The organism is Bacteroides oleiciplenus YIT 12058, assembly GCF_000315485.1.
Classification (GTDB): domain Bacteria; phylum Bacteroidota; class Bacteroidia; order Bacteroidales; family Bacteroidaceae; genus Bacteroides; species Bacteroides oleiciplenus.
Genome location: NZ_JH992941.1, coordinates 240003 through 255464 on the forward strand (window position 1 = coordinate 240003; position 15462 = coordinate 255464).

Below are 15462 nucleotides of genomic sequence, written 5' to 3' on the forward strand. Positions count from 1 at the left end.
AATATTGTATCATTCTTCATTTAAATTACTTTCCCAGTTCAAGACACCCCATAATAAACGGTCCCGTCGCCTTCGCGTCGTTATCCCTCATCTTCTCACCTATATAATATTCAAAGCTGCCGTCGCGATACGGGTGTCCGCCCAAACCGCCTACCTGGCAACAACGTGTCAGCGTCAACGTACCGTCCTGACGTTCTACCATCAGTTTATTCTTCAACCCGTTGAAAGCTTTCTCGGCTACGGCACGATACTTCTCATCAATATATCCCTTATTCACCGCTTTTGCATATGCATTCATAAATTGCGTAGTCACTGAGGCTTCCGGGAAATTCCCTTTCCGCGTAGGCTGGTCGAGCACCTGATACCACAAACCATTCTTATCCTGATACTTCGGCAACACTTCCGCCAGCCCCTGTATCCAACCTATTATCCGGGCGCGTCCTTCGTGATTTTCCGGGATAAAATCCAGCACATCCACCATCGCCATGAGCCACCAACCGATGCTACGTCCCCAGAAGTTAGGAGAGTGCCCGGTTTCCGGATTTGCCCAACGTTGGCTCTTGCTTTCATCCCAGGCATGATGATAAAGTCCTGTTTTGGCATCATACGTATGCTTCTGGCAAAGTGTGAATTGTTTCACTGCTTCATCAATCCATTCGGGTTTATTGAACTCCGCACCATATTGCGCCATAAAAGGTGAAGCCATATACAGGCCATCCAGCCATATCTGATGCTGATAAATCAGTTTATGCCAATAGGCACCTTCCAATGTGCGAGGATGATTTTTGAGTTGCTTAATAAGAGCATCCATCGCTGTTTTATATTTCTCCTTACCCGTCTCACGATACAAGTCGAACAAGACTTTGCCGGAGTTTATATAATCCAGATTATAAGTCTCCACATGATACAAGTGGATTTCCCCTTTATCGTTAATCAGCGAGTCCGCCCATTGCTCCACATAGTCGAAGTAGCGGCGTTCCCCCGTTTTCTTCCACATTTGCAGCATTGCACAGCAGCCCACTCCCTGCGCATAGCCGAAGAAAAGGCGCTTGCCATGATCCAACTGATAAGCCTTGGGGAATCGCACCATTTCCGAATCGGCAAACCAGCGCGCATAGGAATCCGGCTCCCATGCGTCCGTACGGAAAGGAGTAGCAGGGAAACCAGCCTTATTATAAAGATTCACACGGAAGAAATTGCAATATGCATAGCGTACAGCCACAGGATCGGCAACCTGCGGAGCTGAAACTTCCAATGTATTGCCTTTTATCACAGCCGTAGCCGGATAGAAACGACGGTCGGCACCGGCAATAATAACTCCTTTCACCGGTTCATTATCCGGTGTCATCAACCCGTCCTCAACATAGTCGAAGCTCAGTACAGCTTTATTACCTTCCACCTTCATAGCCTTGAATAACGGACCGGAATAAGCCACATCCCTATCATATTGCTTCGCCAGTGCCCATGCTGCCAGGCGTTCGCCTGTCACGGTTTTATTGCGCGGATGGATATCGAGCGAGTCGCCTGCATCAGTAATTACCGCCATACCTACGTTCTTCAACCCGCTTTGCCACGTCTTGAGTTGCGCTTCACGAATCGTTGCCGGCTGTCCATACTGCGGAGCTATCTGCACAAAGTAGAACGGCATATCCGGTTGCTTCCACTCCTTGCGCCAGCTATTTATCATATTAGTAAAGACCTGCTGGTATTTATCGGCACGAATGGCGTTCGATTCTCCCTGATACCAGATATTGCCTTTTATGGTATAACCCAGAATAGGATGTATCATACCATTCCATAAAGTTGCAGGTATCTTATTCTTTTGCTTTGCATCTTTCGAAGCAAAATCCTTCAGTACATCTGCATAAAGCGGATTCTTCTTCATCACCTCCAGTTTTGTCCACGACTCCGCATGTGTCCCGCCCCAGGTCGATTGAATCAGCCCCACAGGCATCTTCAGTTCCTTATGCAGTTTACGCCCGAAAACAAAGCCCACGGCCGAAAAGTCAGATAGGTTCTTCGGATTGCAAACCAGCCACTGCCCTTCACATTCATCCATTTCACCTTCAGGTGCCAACTGATGCTCTACATGAAACAAACGAATTTCGGGATAATCAGCATCCTTCATTTCCTCTGCTTCATTCAGCATTCCGGTTTTCCACTTCACATCGGGGTTGCGCGACACGGGAAATTCCATATTACTCTGTCCGGTGCAAAGCCATACTTCACCTATTAATACATTATTAATAGTAATCGTATTCTCACCACTCACCGTAATAGACTGGTTAGTCGTTGCCTCCGGCGTTTTCAATTTCACCAACCATTTACCATTGGCAGCCGCCTTTGCCGTAACCACCTTATCCATCCAAGATGCCTTAACCGTTACGCGTTCTCCTGGTGCGGCTTTACCCCACACGTTTACCTGTGTATTTTGCTGTAACACCATGTTATCTGAGAAAATAGCAGGAAGTGTCACCTTTGCTTCTGCCGTGAGAGAAGCAACCAAACCCCAAAGAAGGAAAATAGAAAACCAAAAGAGTTTTTTCATGTGCCTTTAATAGTTTATAGATTCACATAGATTAATTATAGAAACAGAATATGTCACAATCTGTACGGCACAAAAATAGGGGTTTCCTCCGAAATCCCTTCTCTATATTTTGATAGTTTTCTTATTGCTTTTGTCGTTTCAAGAAAGTTACAACCAATGCTTAACTAAGTTTCTCCGTCAGGATGCCATTCCAACTTCTTTCATTGCCTAATAAGACCTTCTTCATTGCCTACTTTTTATTCGTTCCACTATAGTGGAACGCAAGGGTAACTATAGTGTCCCTTGCGGATAACTATAGTGGAACGCAAGGATAACTATAGTGGAACGCAAAAACATTGCCTAACAAAATATATCTTGATAGGCATGCAGCAAAATAAAGAATGCCTATAGGTTATGAATATATTTTAGACAGGATTTCTCGTTTTATGCATAAAATGCAGCATTCATAGTATAAAAAGTATAAAAAGCCTCCCATTTTTGCATATTCTTTCCAAAATAATCCCTACTTTTGCACCGTTCTAAGAATAATTATACAAAAAGATGAAGAAAAAAGCCAATCGGTTAGACGCTATCAAGATGATTATCTCAAGCAAGGACGTCAGTTCACAGGAAGAACTGCTGCAAGCTTTAGGTAAGGAAGGCTTTGAATTGACACAAGCCACTCTCTCCCGCGACTTGAAACAACTGAAAGTTGCCAAAGCGGCGAATATGAACGGGAAATACGTATATGTATTGCCCAACAACATCATGTACAAACGAACCAACGACCAAAGTGCCAGCGAAATGCTGATGAATAGCGGATTCGTTTCCCTGCATTTTTCAGGTAATATCGCCGTTATCCGTACCCGACCAGGCTATGCCAGTAGTATGGCTTACGACATTGACAACCGCGAATGTCCCGCTATTTTGGGCACCATCGCCGGAGATGACACCATTATGCTGGTAGTGCACGAAGCCGCTTCGCACAGTGAAGTACGCGACTTCTTGTCACAAATCATCCCTAATTTACACTAACAACATATATAATCAGAACTGAACATAAAGAAATGGATACCAAAAAAGTGGATGTGATGGTGGCTGACGCCTCTCACGAAATTTATGTGGATAAGATTTTGGATACCATCAGAGAAGCGGCCAAAGTACGTGGAACGGGCATCGCAGAACGCACACACGAATATGTGGCGACAAAAATGAAAGAAGGAAAAGCAATCATCGCCTTGTGCGGAGATGTATTTGCAGGATTCAGCTACATCGAGAGCTGGGGAAACAAGCAATACGTCGCCACTTCCGGTTTGATTGTGCATCCCGACTTTCGCGGCATAGGACTGGCTAAGCGAATCAAAATGGCCTCTTTCCGTCTGGCACGCCTGCGATGGCCTAACGCCAAAGTATTCAGTCTCACCAGTGGAGCTGCTGTCATGAAAATGAATACGGAACTGGGATATGTCCCCGTCACCTTCAATGAACTGACTGACGACGAATCTTTCTGGAAAGGTTGCGAAGGATGTATCAACCATGATATATTAGTAGCCAAGAACCGTAAGTTCTGCATCTGCACTGCAATGCTCTATGACCCGGACTTACATGAAGAAGATAAAATTTAAAATACAAGGATATGGAAAAGAAGAAAAAAGTAGTAGTCGCATTCAGCGGCGGTCTTGATACCTCATTTACGGTAATGTACCTTGCCAAAGAAAAAGGATACGAAGTATATGCAGCTTGTGCCAATACCGGCGGTTTCAGCCCCGAACAACTGAAAACAAACGAAGAAAACGCCTACAAACTGGGTGCAAAAGAATATGTTACCATCGACGTAACACAGGAATATTACGAGAAGAGCCTGAAATACATGGTATTCGGCAACGTACTGCGTAATGGTACCTACCCTGTTTCCGTAAGTTCCGAACGTATCTTCCAGGCGCTTGCCATCGCCCGCTATGCCAACGAAATCGGTGCGGATGCCATCGCTCACGGTTCTACCGGCGCAGGCAACGACCAGATTCGTTTCGACATGACGTTCCTTGTATTGGCTCCCGGCGTAGAAATCATCACGCTGACCCGCGACATGGCTTTGAGCCGCCAGGAAGAAATAGACTACCTGAACAAACACGGTTTCTCAGCCGACTTCACCAAACTGAAATATTCTTATAACGTAGGTCTGTGGGGTACTTCTATCTGTGGCGGTGAAATTCTGGACTCTGCACAAGGTCTACCCGAAACAGCTTATCTGAAACACTGCACCAAAGAAGGTAGCGAACAATTGCGTCTCACTTTTGAGAAAGGCGAACTGAAAGCCGTAAATGATGAGACCTTCGACGACCCCATCAAGGCTATCCAGAAAGTGGAAGAAATCGGTGCTGCTTATGGTATCGGTCGCGATATGCACGTAGGTGATACGATTATCGGCATCAAAGGACGCGTAGGTTTCGAGGCTGCTGCTCCAATGCTGATTATCGGTGCACACAAGTTCTTGGAAAAATATACATTGAGCAAATGGCAGCAATACTGGAAAGACCAGGTTGCCAACTGGTACGGTATGTTCCTGCACGAAAGCCAGTATCTGGAACCGGTGATGCGTGACATCGAAGCCATGCTGGAATCTTCACAACGCAACGTGAACGGTACGGCTATCCTGGAACTCCGCCCGTTAGGTTTCTCAACCGTAGGTGTAGAAAGTAAGGACGATTTGGTAAAGACCAAGTTCGGCGAATACGGAGAAATGCAGAAAGGCTGGACAGCAGAAGATGCAAAAGGCTTTATCAAAGTGACTTCTACCCCGCTGAGAGTGTACTATAACAATCATAAGGATGAAGAGATTTAAATCTTATGGACAATAATAACAATAGGAAACTTACCCGCTCACGCAGCGACAGAATGCTTGCCGGCGTTTGCGGAGGACTGGCAAATTACTTCGGGCTCGACCCGTCTCTCGTACGCATCGGTTATGCACTGCTGACATTTTTCACCGTATTTGCCGGTATCCCTGTATACCTTATTATGTGGTTGATTGTCCCTGAAGAGAAAAACTTATATAACAGATAAAGAACATACAATGATTAAAGTAGGAATCATCGGCGGAGCAGGATATACGGCAGGTGAATTGATACGCTTGCTGATTAACCATCCGGAAGCGGAAATCGTATTCATCAACAGCTCAAGTAACGCCGGAAACAAAATTACCGACGTACATGAAGGATTGTACGGCGAAACGGACCTTGTCTTCACCGACGAGTTACCTTTGAATGAAATTGATGTATTATTCTTCTGTACTGCCCACGGCGATACGAAGAAATTTATGGAAAGCCATAATCTCCCTGAAGAATTGAAAGTTATCGACCTTTCTATGGATTATCGCATTGCCTCTCCAGAGCATGAATTCATCTACGGCCTGCCGGAACTAAATCGCCGCGCCACCTGTAAAGCGAAATATGTGGCCAATCCCGGCTGCTTTGCCACTTGCATCCAACTGGGATTATTGCCTCTCGCCAAGCATCTGATGCTGAACGATGACATCATGGTAAACGCCATTACCGGCAGCACCGGTGCAGGCGTAAAACCGGGTGCAACGAGCCATTTCAGTTGGCGCAACAACAACATGAGCGTTTACAAAGCTTTCGACCATCAACATGTACCCGAAATCAAGCAATCGCTCAAACAGTTGCAGAACAGTTTTGATTCAGAGATAGACTTTATTCCTTACCGTGGAGATTTTCCTCGTGGCATCTTCACTACCATTGTAGTAAAGACCAAGGTTGCGCTGGACGAAATCACCCGTATGTACGAAGAATATTATGCGAAAGATTCCTTTGTACATATCGTAGATAAGAACATTGACCTGAAACAAGTGGTGAACACCAACAAGTGTCTTCTACATCTGGAGAAGCACGGTGATAAGTTGCTCATCATCTCCTGCATCGACAACCTGCTGAAAGGTGCCAGCGGACAGGCGGTACATAACATGAACCTGATGTTCAATTTAGAAGAAACTGTCGGCTTACGATTGAAGCCAAGTGCTTTCTAAGTAATTCGTATTTTGTAATTTAGAATTAAAGACATGAACTTATTCGACGTATATCCTCTTTTTGACATCAACATCGTCAAAGGGAAAGGCTGCCACGTATGGGACGAAAACGGTACGGAGTATCTCGACCTTTATGGCGGTCATGCAGTTATTTCCATCGGACATGCACACCCGCATTATGTGGAGATGATAAGCAAACAAGTTGCTACGTTGGGATTCTATTCCAACTCAGTCATCAACAAGCTACAACAAGAAGTTGCCGAACGTTTGGGAAAAGCATGTGGTTATGATGACTACTCCTTATTCCTTATCAACAGTGGTGCCGAAGCTAACGAAAACGCTTTGAAGTTGGCTTCATTCTATAACGGACGTACGCGAGTGGTTTCTTTCAACAAAGCTTTCCACGGACGTACTTCACTGGCAGTAGAAGTAACCAATAACCCCAAAATCATCGCTCCTATCAACGATTGCGGACACGTAACGTATCTGCCTCTGAATGATATAGAAGCCATGAAAGCCGAACTGGCTAAGGGGGATGTCTGTGCAGTAATCATCGAAGGTATTCAAGGTGTAGGTGGTATCCAATTGCCGACGGATGAATTTATGCATGCCCTGCGTGAAGCCTGTACGGAACATAATACAGTGCTGGTTCTTGATGAAATACAAAGTGGCTACGGACGTAGCGGTAAGTTCTTTGCTCATCAACATAACGGCATCAAAGCTGACATCATCACCGTAGCCAAAGGCATCGGCAACGGTTTCCCGATGGCAGGCGCACTAATCAGTCCGATGTTCACTCCTGTTTACGGACAGCTTGGCACTACTTTCGGTGGCAACCACCTGGCATGTAGCGCAGCACTCGCCGTACTGGATGTGATAGAACAAGAGAACCTGATAGAGAATACCGCCAAGGTAGGTGACTACCTGATGACGGAACTGAAAAAGTTCCCGCAAATCAAGGAAGTTCGCGGACGCGGCCTGATGATTGGCCTTGAATTTGAAGAGCCGATCAAGGAATTACGTTTGAAACTATTGAAAGAACAGCATGTATTTACCGGTGTGAGCGGAACCAATGTCATCCGTCTGTTGCCGCCTCTCTGCCTCAGCATGGAGGAAGCGAAGGAGTTCCTCGAGCGCTTCAAGAAAGTACTTTGATATTTGAGATAATCAGCAATAAAAAAGCAACCACTTTGGAATGAAAAAACAAGTGGTTGCTTTTTTCTTTTATAACGTATCCTCACAAATCAATTGCGCCCACTCAGGAATATCATCCACATACTGCTTTGCTAAGTTCCCTTCGGTCAAACGAAACAAGAGCCTCGCATCAACATCATCTATTGAATTATCATAAATATACGCTCTATCTACCATTTTTGCAACAACATAGCAATTAAGGAGAGATTTCTGATAGCGAGAAATTATTTTAGTGATTGGTACATCATGTCCACCTTCCATAACCCGATTTGCAATGCGGGCAGCATTGATTGTGGGGGACTCTGTGCAAACAAAAAATAGCCGAACAAAGAAACCCATCTCAATCGCTTTGCTAATATAATCAACCTTATCTTGAACAGACAAGACGGTTTCAAATATCAAGCTTTTACGTTCTCTCAAACATTGCTCCCTCAAGTCTTCACAATATTTTATTGCTTGCATAACTGCCTCCTTGGAGTTCCAATCACCAAAACGCTCCTGTGCCACAATATCCGGATTGATGTAAAACAATAAGCACCGGTTTATGACACCAATCATTCATCTCCAATATCCGTTTTACTTTTTCTCAACTGTTCCATTCGTTGTTGCTTGCGGACAGCAACCCTACGTTGTGCCCGGACAGCGGTCCGGATTTCATTAAAGAAGTTTTTATGGGCCTCTTCCGATTTAGACTTCGCTTCTTCAGCCACTTCTTTCATAAGCTGGGATAACATTTCATCAGTGGGCTCCTCCATACTCGTCAAACGATAGGAATTCATTTCTCTTTCAGGCATAGCTCTATTTTTTAGTCGAACAAATATAGGTATTATCTTCTATACTAAACAATTTAGGCTTTCTTTTTGCATAAGAACAAAGAAAAAACGTTCGAACTGTTTCATATATCGACTAAAAAATATCTACCTTTGCCCATCGTCAACCCTTTTAATAACAGAATGATATGAAAACAGCAATCATCGGAGCAGGAAATATGGGTGGCTCTATCGCCCGTGGATTGGCAAAGGGAAGCATTATCCCCGCCTCGGATATTATAGTTTCTAATCCCTCGCAAGGAAAGTTGGATGCACTGAAAGCAGAATTCCCCGCTTTGCAGACTACTCATGACAATCAGGAAGCCGTCACCGGCGCCGAATTTATCATACTCGCCGTGAAGCCCTGGCTCATCAAGCCCGTGCTGCGCGAGCTGAAGTTGAAAAGTAAGCAAATACTTATATCCGTTGCCGCCGGCATCTCTTTCGAAGAATTGGCACAGAACGTTGCCGAAAAGGAAATGACCATGTTCCGCATCATCCCCAACACTGCCATCAGCGAAATGGAGAGCATGACACTCATCGCCAGCCGCAACGCCAGCAAAGAGCAGGAACAACTGATGCTGGACATCTTCAACCAGATGGGCCTTGCCTTGCTCATCCCCGAAGAAAAGTTCTCAGCCGCCACTTCCATGACGTCATGTGGCATCGCTTATGTATTGAAATACATCCAGGCAGCCATGCAAGCCGGCATCGAAATGGGTATCTATCCCCAAGATGGCATGCGCATGGTGGCACAAACCATGAAAGGAGCAGCCGAACTGATACTGAACAACGACACGCACCCCAGCGTAGAAATTGACAAAGTATGCACCCCCGGCGGCATCACCATCAAAGGCATCAACGAGCTGGAACATGGAGGCTACACCTCAACCATCATCAACGCCATAAAGAAAAGCGTGTGATGCAGACCATCACACCAGATTAAGGACTCATAATTAATTCATTAAATAACAACCACATGGACGAACAAATTAAGCAAATAGCAGAACGTCTTCGCGGACTCCGTGATGTACTTGAACTGACAGCCGAGGACATCGCCCGCGAATGCGATATCTCTCCTTACGACTACCGCCTTGCCGAAACGGGAGATTTTGATATCTCCGTAAGCATGCTGCAAAAGATTGCGCGCAGATACGGCGTGTCACTGGACGCACTGATGTTTGGCGAAGAACCCAAAATGAGCAGTTACTTCCTGACCCGTGCCGGAAAAGGAACCAGCATCGAACGTACCAAAGCCTACAAGTACCAGTCGCTCGCCGCAGGTTTCATAAACCGCAGCGTAGATCCGTTCATCGTAACCGTTGAGCCCAAACCGGACGATGAGCCGATACACTATAACAGCCACGCCGGACAAGAATTCAGCCTCGTACTGGAAGGGCGCATGATGGTCAACATCGACGGCAAAGAACTTATACTAAACGAAGGGGACAGCCTTTACTTCAACTCCAAGCTGCCACATGGCATGAAAGCGCTGGATGGAAAGACGGTACGATTCCTGGCAATAATAATGTAATCATGGTAGAAAGATTTTTATCGCAAACCTCTTTCACTTCACAAGAGGACTTTATCAAAAACCTGAAAATAAACGTACCGGAGAACTTCAACTTCGGCTACGACGTAGTAGACGCCTGGGCTGAGGAACAGCCCGACAAACGCGCTTTGTTATGGACCAATGACAAAGGAGAATTCCGACAATACACATTCGCCGATATGAAGTACTATACCGATAAGACGGCTTCTTATTTTCAAAGCCTCGGCATCGGACATGGCGACATGGTGATGTTGGTATTGAAACGCCGTTTTGAGTTCTGGTTCAGCATCATAGCGTTGCACAAACTCGGCGCAGTCGTCATTCCCGCTACACACCTGCTGACAAAGAAAGACATCGTATATCGTTGCAATGCTGCGGACATCAAAATGATTGTCTGTGCAGGCGAATCGGTCATCACCGACCACATCACCGCCGCAATGCCGGATTCTCCCAGCGTGAAGAAGCTCGTCAGCGTAGGTCCCGAAGTGGCCGAAGGTTTCGACGACTTTCATAAAGGCATCGAGAACGCCGCACCTTTCGTAAAACCGGAACACCCGAATACGAATGAAGACATCTCACTGATGTACTTCACCAGCGGAACCACCGGTCAGCCGAAAATGGTTGCCCACGACTTCACCTATCCGCTGGGACACATCGTTACCGGTAGTTTCTGGCACAACCTGACAGAAGACAGTTTACACCTCACCATCGCCGATACAGGCTGGGGGAAAGCTGTATGGGGAAAACTCTACGGACAATGGATTGCCGGAGCCAACATCTTTGTATATGACCATGAGAAGTTCACTCCTGCCGCCATTCTGGAGAAAATACAGGATTATCATGTGACTTCCCTCTGTGCACCTCCCACCATCTTCCGTTTCCTCATCCACGAAGACTTGACGAAGTACAACCTCTCTTCACTGAAATACTGCACCATTGCCGGAGAGGCTCTGAACCCTGCCGTATTTGAAACCTTCAAGAAACTGACAGGCATCAAACTGATGGAAGGCTTCGGACAAACAGAAACCACCCTGACCATCGCCACCATGCCTTGGATGGAGCCGAAACCGGGAAGCATGGGATTGCCCAATCCACAATATGATGTAGACCTGATAGACAACGACGGCCGCTCGGTAGAAGCCGGTGAACAGGGACAAATCGTAATCCGTACGGACAAAGGCAAACCACTGGGATTATTCAAGGAGTATTATCGTGACGCGGAACGTACACGCGAAGCCTGGAACAATGGTATCTATTACACCGGAGACGTCGCCTGGAAAGATGAAGACGGTTACCTTTGGTTCGTAGGTCGCGCCGACGATGTAATCAAAAGCTCCGGTTACCGCATCGGCCCGTTCGAAGTGGAAAGTGCTCTGATGACTCACCCCGCCGTAATAGAATGTGCCATTACCGGTGTGCCCGATGATATACGTGGTCAGGTAGTGAAAGCCACCATCGTGCTGGCTAAGGAATATAAAGGCAAAGAAGGCGAAGAACTCATTAAAGAGTTGCAGAACCACGTGAAGAAAGTGACTGCTCCCTACAAGTATCCGCGCGTTATCGAATTCGTGGACGAACTGCCGAAAACCATCAGCGGAAAAATCCGCCGCGTGGAAATCCGGGAGAACGACACAAAGTAAAGGAGAAATAACGCAGAATAAGCTACTTCTACATCGTTTGCACTTTTTATGTTACTTTTTGACCGATTAGAGCTATTGCTTTTCGAGCAAAGCGCTTACATTTGCGACCGGAAAGTACAACTAATAAGTTTTAAGCACATGATTACAAGTAGAAAGATTTCTCAGATTAACGTTTTCGCAGGTAGTCCCTGGGAAGTGGAAAGTGTGAAGCAGCTGTTAAAGTCAGCTTACATCAACGCTTCAACTGAAGACAAAGGCAACGGCATTCATGTGTCTGTTCCCTGTCAACAGTACACCGCTGCTGTACGGGTTATCAGTAACCGAAAGGTTTCATAAGACTAAAGAGAAGACGAAGTGAAAAAGGACTGCCCGCCGGAAGAGAATTCCGAACGGGCAGTTTTTTATTAATAGATTACTTCTCCTCCTTCGGACTCTTCACTATATCTTATATCAAAGCGTCCCTCTGTTACATTCCCGCCACTGAACGTTCCACTGATAATCGTTCCGTTCATACGGGTGATATAGGCCTCGCCATCTTCCAGTTTTACACCATCAAAACTGGCATTGATATAAGTACAGACAGCTCCCTGCCGTGGATTCACAAGCGTAAAATGCAAAGAACTGAAAACACCGGCGTCCGCACCAATCGTAACATAATGGTTACCTTCCTCATCGTAAGTACTGACATACGGCTTTCCAAATCGCCCGGAAGTATGTACCCAGCCGTCTATCAAACAACCTAACGTGTTTTGCCCCGATGTCGTAGCTTCGGGCATCAGTGTCGGGTCCACCGACTTATCTTCCTCGCAGGCACAACAAAGAACCAGCAGGAACAGAAATAATAACTTTTTCATAGTGTTCAAAAATGATAATTTAAACCGAAGACTAAAGATAACTGACCGAAATAACCGGTACCGGTTTTCGGATTTTCCACATTCCACTTCTCATCGTGATACTTCACCGAGTAAGTTTCCGTGCTGGATGCCAGCCAATTCAGGCGAGCCGAAGCTCCCCAGTGGCTCGTCAGGAAATACTCACCCGAAAGGGCCAGATTACCGGCAAGTTTATCCATCGAAACGTCCCGCGGCTTGCCATACACCTTACTCTTATCCTTATAGAACTGATAGCCTATTCCACCTGCTAACTGAAGCTGATAGTGCTTCTTCACCATCGTCAAGGATACCTGCGGAGCCATGTAGTGCATCAGAATCTTATCTGACCCGGCTTCGTGCGTATTCTTATAGGAACTTCCCTGATACAGAGCTCCCACCCCGAACTTCAACTTCCGACCGGCAACTTGTGCCAGATAGCTGACATCCCAAGCCACTCCTTTTCGTAAATCACTGCGATAGGCATCCGATCTGTCGGTGATTCCCATCAATTGTCCCAAATACCATGACGGTCCGGCATGAACTGAAAAAGAGGACCTTTTATCACCTGCACTTTGGGCGTACAGAGAGGTAGTTAACAATACCCCTACAAGGAAACAAAGCAAGTACTTCATAATGATTTGTATAGCGTTTTTTCTATTAAATGCAAAAAAATGAAAAGTACTGCACACCGACAGCTTTTTCTGTTATCTTTTTCGTTCCACATCCTGCGTACGGAAGAATGCTTCGGAATAGCGCGCGCCCCAAAGTTCATAACGCTCACACTGCGTCTCTACTTTACGAGCAAAGTTTTCCCAGTTCTTCTTCTCCAAAGGCGACCAGACATTTTCTGCCAGTGCCGACATACGTGGGAAAACGGCAAACTCCGCTTTCCAGGTAGTAGGGATGTATTCAGTCCACAAGCATCCCTGTGCTCCCCAGACAAGTTTCTGTTGTTGCGCAGTCAGCGAATCGGGCACAATCTGAAAACCATATACTTTCTCCAGAGGCAACGGACCACGCGGACCGATTTCCGCTTGGGTACGGCTTTCTTTCAGATTGAAGTACGACCAGGCAGAGCAGGTAAATATGGTACGATGGTTCGTCTTCAACGCCTTCTTTCCAAATTCCGGACGGCGCCAGTTCATCACGATGCAATCTTCCGAAATACCTCCTTCAAGGATTTCATCCCAACCGATAAGCGTCTTTCCTTTACCGTTCACCACATCTTGCACATAATGAACGAAGTAACTTTGCAATGCCTTCTCATCTTTCAGTCCATGTTCACGCATGAATTGCTGCGTTTCTTCGGACTCCTGCCACCAGCGTTTGGCACATTCGTCACCGCCCACATGGATGTATTGACCAGGGAATAAGTCACACAATTCGGAAAACACATCTTTTAGGAAGTCGAAAACTTCCGGTTTAGGTGCCAGCACGTTATTGAATTTATTGAAGATACCCCACGTCAGTGCCGCCTTCTTTGGCTCATTCGGCGTAGTACTGAATTGCGGATAGGTAGCAAGCACTGCCATGCAATGACCGGGAATATCTATTTCGGGTATCACCGTGATATAACGTTCGGCAGCATAGCGCACTATCTCGCGCACATCTTCATGGGTATAATATCCGCCATAAGGCAACGGTTGGTATTTTCCCGGATAAAGTCCGAAGATTTCCCCTTCGCGGACGGAACCTTTCTCTGTCAGTTCCGGACGGCATTTCATTTCAACACGCCAGGCTTGGTCGTCCGTCAGATGCCAGTGGAAGTAGTTGAGTTTATGCAGTGCAAGATAATCGATATACTTCTTAATGAATGATACCGGAAAGAAATGGCGCACTACATCGAGATGCATGCCCCGATAGGCAAAGCGGGGATAGTCGTTCACCTTCACAGCCGGAAGGATAGGCAACACCCCGGCACGGGTAGGCAGTAATTGTATCAGTGTCTGCACACCGTAGAAAACGCCTGCTTCGTCATTTCCTTCAATGCGTATGCCCTCCGCCGGAATAATCTCCAACTGATAGCCACCGGAAACCTCTCCGTTCTTCCGATTAATTAGAACGATACAAGCTGGTTCACCAGGTTTCAGAGTGATTGTTTCTACCGCAGGATTCCCTTTCCTCCGGGATTTACCCGTCTTGGGAATTTCCGTTTGCAGCGGTATGCCGAGATAACGGTCCATATAATCCGCCAGATACGTAGCCGAGGATGCCAATGCAGGCTCCGACACACGAATCGTCGTATTACGTTGGATTTGAAACTCTCCCTGTCCGGTCACGGTAGTTTCCACCGGTTCGGGAATGATGTTGAAAGGTTTCTCCTGTGCCTGCCCGGCAAGCGCAGTAAGGGCAAGGGTTGCAGCCATAATTTTCTTTAAATACATAGATGATGATGATTTATACTGCAAATATAAGGCTTTTACAGAAAGCTGCTTAATCATTCGCCCGGAATAAAGGAGAAAATGAAGTAATACCCAAGGCAAAACATGCTTTTGCCTGATGCATTTTCCCATTTTAGTGCCGACAAATCTTCGTCCTCCAATTGCAGGCCCGATAGTTTCCATATGGAGGCCCGGCAGCCCGCAGTTGGAAAACAGACAGCCCGCAATTGGAAAACGAAGTTTTGAATCGGGCATCCGGGCATTTTCCTTTAAGCAAATCAACAAAAAGAATAGGGCAAATGCAAGTTTATCTACGTTCTACACCTCGCATTGCTGCCTATACCACCCGGAGCACCTATCAATAAAGAGTTTAAAAAGTAGCGGTGTGGGATGTAGAGAGTAGAGAAGCAAGAAGATATCTAAAAGAATAAAGCTCCATAAACAG

The 15462-nt window shown here is 46.2% G+C and carries 16 protein-coding genes; 10 read left to right on the forward strand and 6 right to left on the reverse strand.

Features of this window, described 5'->3' with window-relative positions; translation table 11 throughout:
- Positions 1–25 precede the first annotated feature (25 nt).
- Entirely contained in the window at positions 26–2548 is a 2523-nt protein-coding gene (locus HMPREF9447_RS09170; RefSeq protein WP_009129435.1) for a glycoside hydrolase family 88 protein, read from the reverse strand.
- Between the two features lie 540 nt (positions 2549–3088).
- On the opposite strand from HMPREF9447_RS09170, the gene argR reads away from it, so the two are divergent.
- The 6 genes from argR to HMPREF9447_RS09200 are packed head-to-tail and all read left to right on the forward strand — an operon-like array spanning position 3089 to position 7724.
- Positions 3089–3562 carry an arginine repressor gene (gene argR, locus HMPREF9447_RS09175; RefSeq protein ID WP_009129436.1) on the forward strand — a complete coding sequence of 158 codons (474 nt, stop codon included), beginning with the start codon at positions 3089–3091 and terminating at the stop codon, positions 3560–3562.
- 32 nt (positions 3563–3594) lie between these two features.
- The gene (locus tag HMPREF9447_RS09180; RefSeq protein ID WP_009129437.1) at positions 3595–4152 is read left to right on the forward strand and encodes a GNAT family N-acetyltransferase; all 558 of its coding nucleotides are present in this window, start codon (positions 3595–3597) and stop codon (positions 4150–4152) included.
- A gap of 11 nt (positions 4153–4163) precedes the next feature.
- Positions 4164–5369 carry an argininosuccinate synthase gene (locus HMPREF9447_RS09185; RefSeq protein WP_009129438.1) on the forward strand — a complete coding sequence of 402 codons (1206 nt, stop codon included), beginning with the start codon at positions 4164–4166 and terminating at the stop codon, positions 5367–5369.
- A gap of 5 nt (positions 5370–5374) precedes the next feature.
- A complete protein-coding gene (locus tag HMPREF9447_RS09190; protein ID WP_009129439.1) occupies positions 5375–5590 on the forward strand; it encodes a PspC domain-containing protein in 216 nt (71 codons plus the stop codon).
- A 10-nt stretch (positions 5591–5600) separates the two neighbouring features.
- Positions 5601–6569 carry an N-acetyl-gamma-glutamyl-phosphate reductase gene (argC, locus tag HMPREF9447_RS09195; protein ID WP_009129440.1) on the forward strand — a complete coding sequence of 323 codons (969 nt, stop codon included), beginning with the start codon at positions 5601–5603 and terminating at the stop codon, positions 6567–6569.
- A gap of 33 nt (positions 6570–6602) precedes the next feature.
- Positions 6603–7724, forward strand: a complete 1122-nt coding sequence (locus HMPREF9447_RS09200) for an aspartate aminotransferase family protein (protein ID WP_009129441.1) — start codon at positions 6603–6605, stop codon at positions 7722–7724.
- Between the two features lie 69 nt (positions 7725–7793).
- Here the strand turns inward: HMPREF9447_RS09200 and HMPREF9447_RS09205 are convergent, their stop codons facing one another.
- Both HMPREF9447_RS09205 and HMPREF9447_RS09210 read right to left on the reverse strand, forming a co-directional pair.
- Entirely contained in the window at positions 7794–8294 is a 501-nt protein-coding gene (locus HMPREF9447_RS09205; RefSeq protein WP_222861263.1) for a zeta toxin family protein, read from the reverse strand.
- A 23-nt stretch (positions 8295–8317) separates the two neighbouring features.
- Entirely contained in the window at positions 8318–8557 is a 240-nt protein-coding gene (locus HMPREF9447_RS09210; protein ID WP_009129443.1) for a hypothetical protein, read from the reverse strand.
- Between the two features lie 164 nt (positions 8558–8721).
- On the opposite strand from HMPREF9447_RS09210, the gene proC reads away from it, so the two are divergent.
- From proC to HMPREF9447_RS09230, 4 genes are all read left to right on the forward strand, one after another.
- Complete coding sequence (proC, locus tag HMPREF9447_RS09215; protein ID WP_009129444.1) at positions 8722–9495, forward strand: pyrroline-5-carboxylate reductase; 774 nt, start codon at positions 8722–8724, stop codon at positions 9493–9495.
- Positions 9496–9551: 56 nt separating this feature from the next.
- Positions 9552–10106 (forward strand): helix-turn-helix domain-containing protein, encoded by a 555-nt coding sequence (locus tag HMPREF9447_RS09220; protein ID WP_009129445.1) that lies wholly within the window; start codon positions 9552–9554, stop codon positions 10104–10106.
- 2 nt (positions 10107–10108) lie between these two features.
- Entirely contained in the window at positions 10109–11764 is a 1656-nt protein-coding gene (locus HMPREF9447_RS09225; protein WP_009129446.1) for an AMP-binding protein, read from the forward strand.
- A gap of 138 nt (positions 11765–11902) precedes the next feature.
- Positions 11903–12100 carry a DUF2007-related protein gene (locus HMPREF9447_RS09230; RefSeq protein ID WP_009129447.1) on the forward strand — a complete coding sequence of 66 codons (198 nt, stop codon included), beginning with the start codon at positions 11903–11905 and terminating at the stop codon, positions 12098–12100.
- A gap of 68 nt (positions 12101–12168) precedes the next feature.
- Here the strand turns inward: HMPREF9447_RS09230 and HMPREF9447_RS09235 are convergent, their stop codons facing one another.
- From HMPREF9447_RS09235 to HMPREF9447_RS09245, 3 genes are all read right to left on the reverse strand, one after another.
- A complete protein-coding gene (locus HMPREF9447_RS09235) occupies positions 12169–12618 on the reverse strand; it encodes a hypothetical protein (protein ID WP_009129448.1) in 450 nt (149 codons plus the stop codon).
- 5 nt (positions 12619–12623) lie between these two features.
- Entirely contained in the window at positions 12624–13268 is a 645-nt protein-coding gene (locus HMPREF9447_RS09240; protein ID WP_009129449.1) for a hypothetical protein, read from the reverse strand.
- A gap of 72 nt (positions 13269–13340) precedes the next feature.
- Positions 13341–15020, reverse strand: coding sequence for a beta-N-acetylhexosaminidase (locus tag HMPREF9447_RS09245; RefSeq protein WP_009129450.1), 1680 nt, complete (start codon positions 15018–15020; stop codon positions 13341–13343).
- Positions 15021–15462 lie beyond the last annotated feature (442 nt).

What these genes read in the sequence shown, in the direction of transcription:
- HMPREF9447_RS09170 (WP_009129435.1), bottom strand. Translation starts at nt 2,548, where the DNA reads ATGAAAAAACTCTTTTGGTTTTCTATTTTCCTTCTTTGGGGTTTGGTT.
- argR (WP_009129436.1), top strand. Translation starts at nt 3,089, where the DNA reads ATGAAGAAAAAAGCCAATCGGTTAGACGCTATCAAGATGATTATCTCA.
- HMPREF9447_RS09180 (WP_009129437.1), top strand. Translation starts at nt 3,595, where the DNA reads ATGGATACCAAAAAAGTGGATGTGATGGTGGCTGACGCCTCTCACGAA.
- HMPREF9447_RS09185 (WP_009129438.1), top strand. Translation starts at nt 4,164, where the DNA reads ATGGAAAAGAAGAAAAAAGTAGTAGTCGCATTCAGCGGCGGTCTTGAT.
- HMPREF9447_RS09190 (WP_009129439.1), top strand. Translation starts at nt 5,375, where the DNA reads ATGGACAATAATAACAATAGGAAACTTACCCGCTCACGCAGCGACAGA.
- argC (WP_009129440.1), top strand. Translation starts at nt 5,601, where the DNA reads ATGATTAAAGTAGGAATCATCGGCGGAGCAGGATATACGGCAGGTGAA.
- HMPREF9447_RS09200 (WP_009129441.1), top strand. Translation starts at nt 6,603, where the DNA reads ATGAACTTATTCGACGTATATCCTCTTTTTGACATCAACATCGTCAAA.
- HMPREF9447_RS09210 (WP_009129443.1), bottom strand. Translation starts at nt 8,557, where the DNA reads ATGCCTGAAAGAGAAATGAATTCCTATCGTTTGACGAGTATGGAGGAG.
- proC (WP_009129444.1), top strand. Translation starts at nt 8,722, where the DNA reads ATGAAAACAGCAATCATCGGAGCAGGAAATATGGGTGGCTCTATCGCC.
- HMPREF9447_RS09220 (WP_009129445.1), top strand. Translation starts at nt 9,552, where the DNA reads ATGGACGAACAAATTAAGCAAATAGCAGAACGTCTTCGCGGACTCCGT.
- HMPREF9447_RS09225 (WP_009129446.1), top strand. Translation starts at nt 10,109, where the DNA reads ATGGTAGAAAGATTTTTATCGCAAACCTCTTTCACTTCACAAGAGGAC.
- HMPREF9447_RS09230 (WP_009129447.1), top strand. Translation starts at nt 11,903, where the DNA reads ATGATTACAAGTAGAAAGATTTCTCAGATTAACGTTTTCGCAGGTAGT.
- HMPREF9447_RS09235 (WP_009129448.1), bottom strand. Translation starts at nt 12,618, where the DNA reads ATGAAAAAGTTATTATTTCTGTTCCTGCTGGTTCTTTGTTGTGCCTGC.
- HMPREF9447_RS09240 (WP_009129449.1), bottom strand. Translation starts at nt 13,268, where the DNA reads ATGAAGTACTTGCTTTGTTTCCTTGTAGGGGTATTGTTAACTACCTCT.
- HMPREF9447_RS09245 (WP_009129450.1), bottom strand. Translation starts at nt 15,020, where the DNA reads ATGTATTTAAAGAAAATTATGGCTGCAACCCTTGCCCTTACTGCGCTT.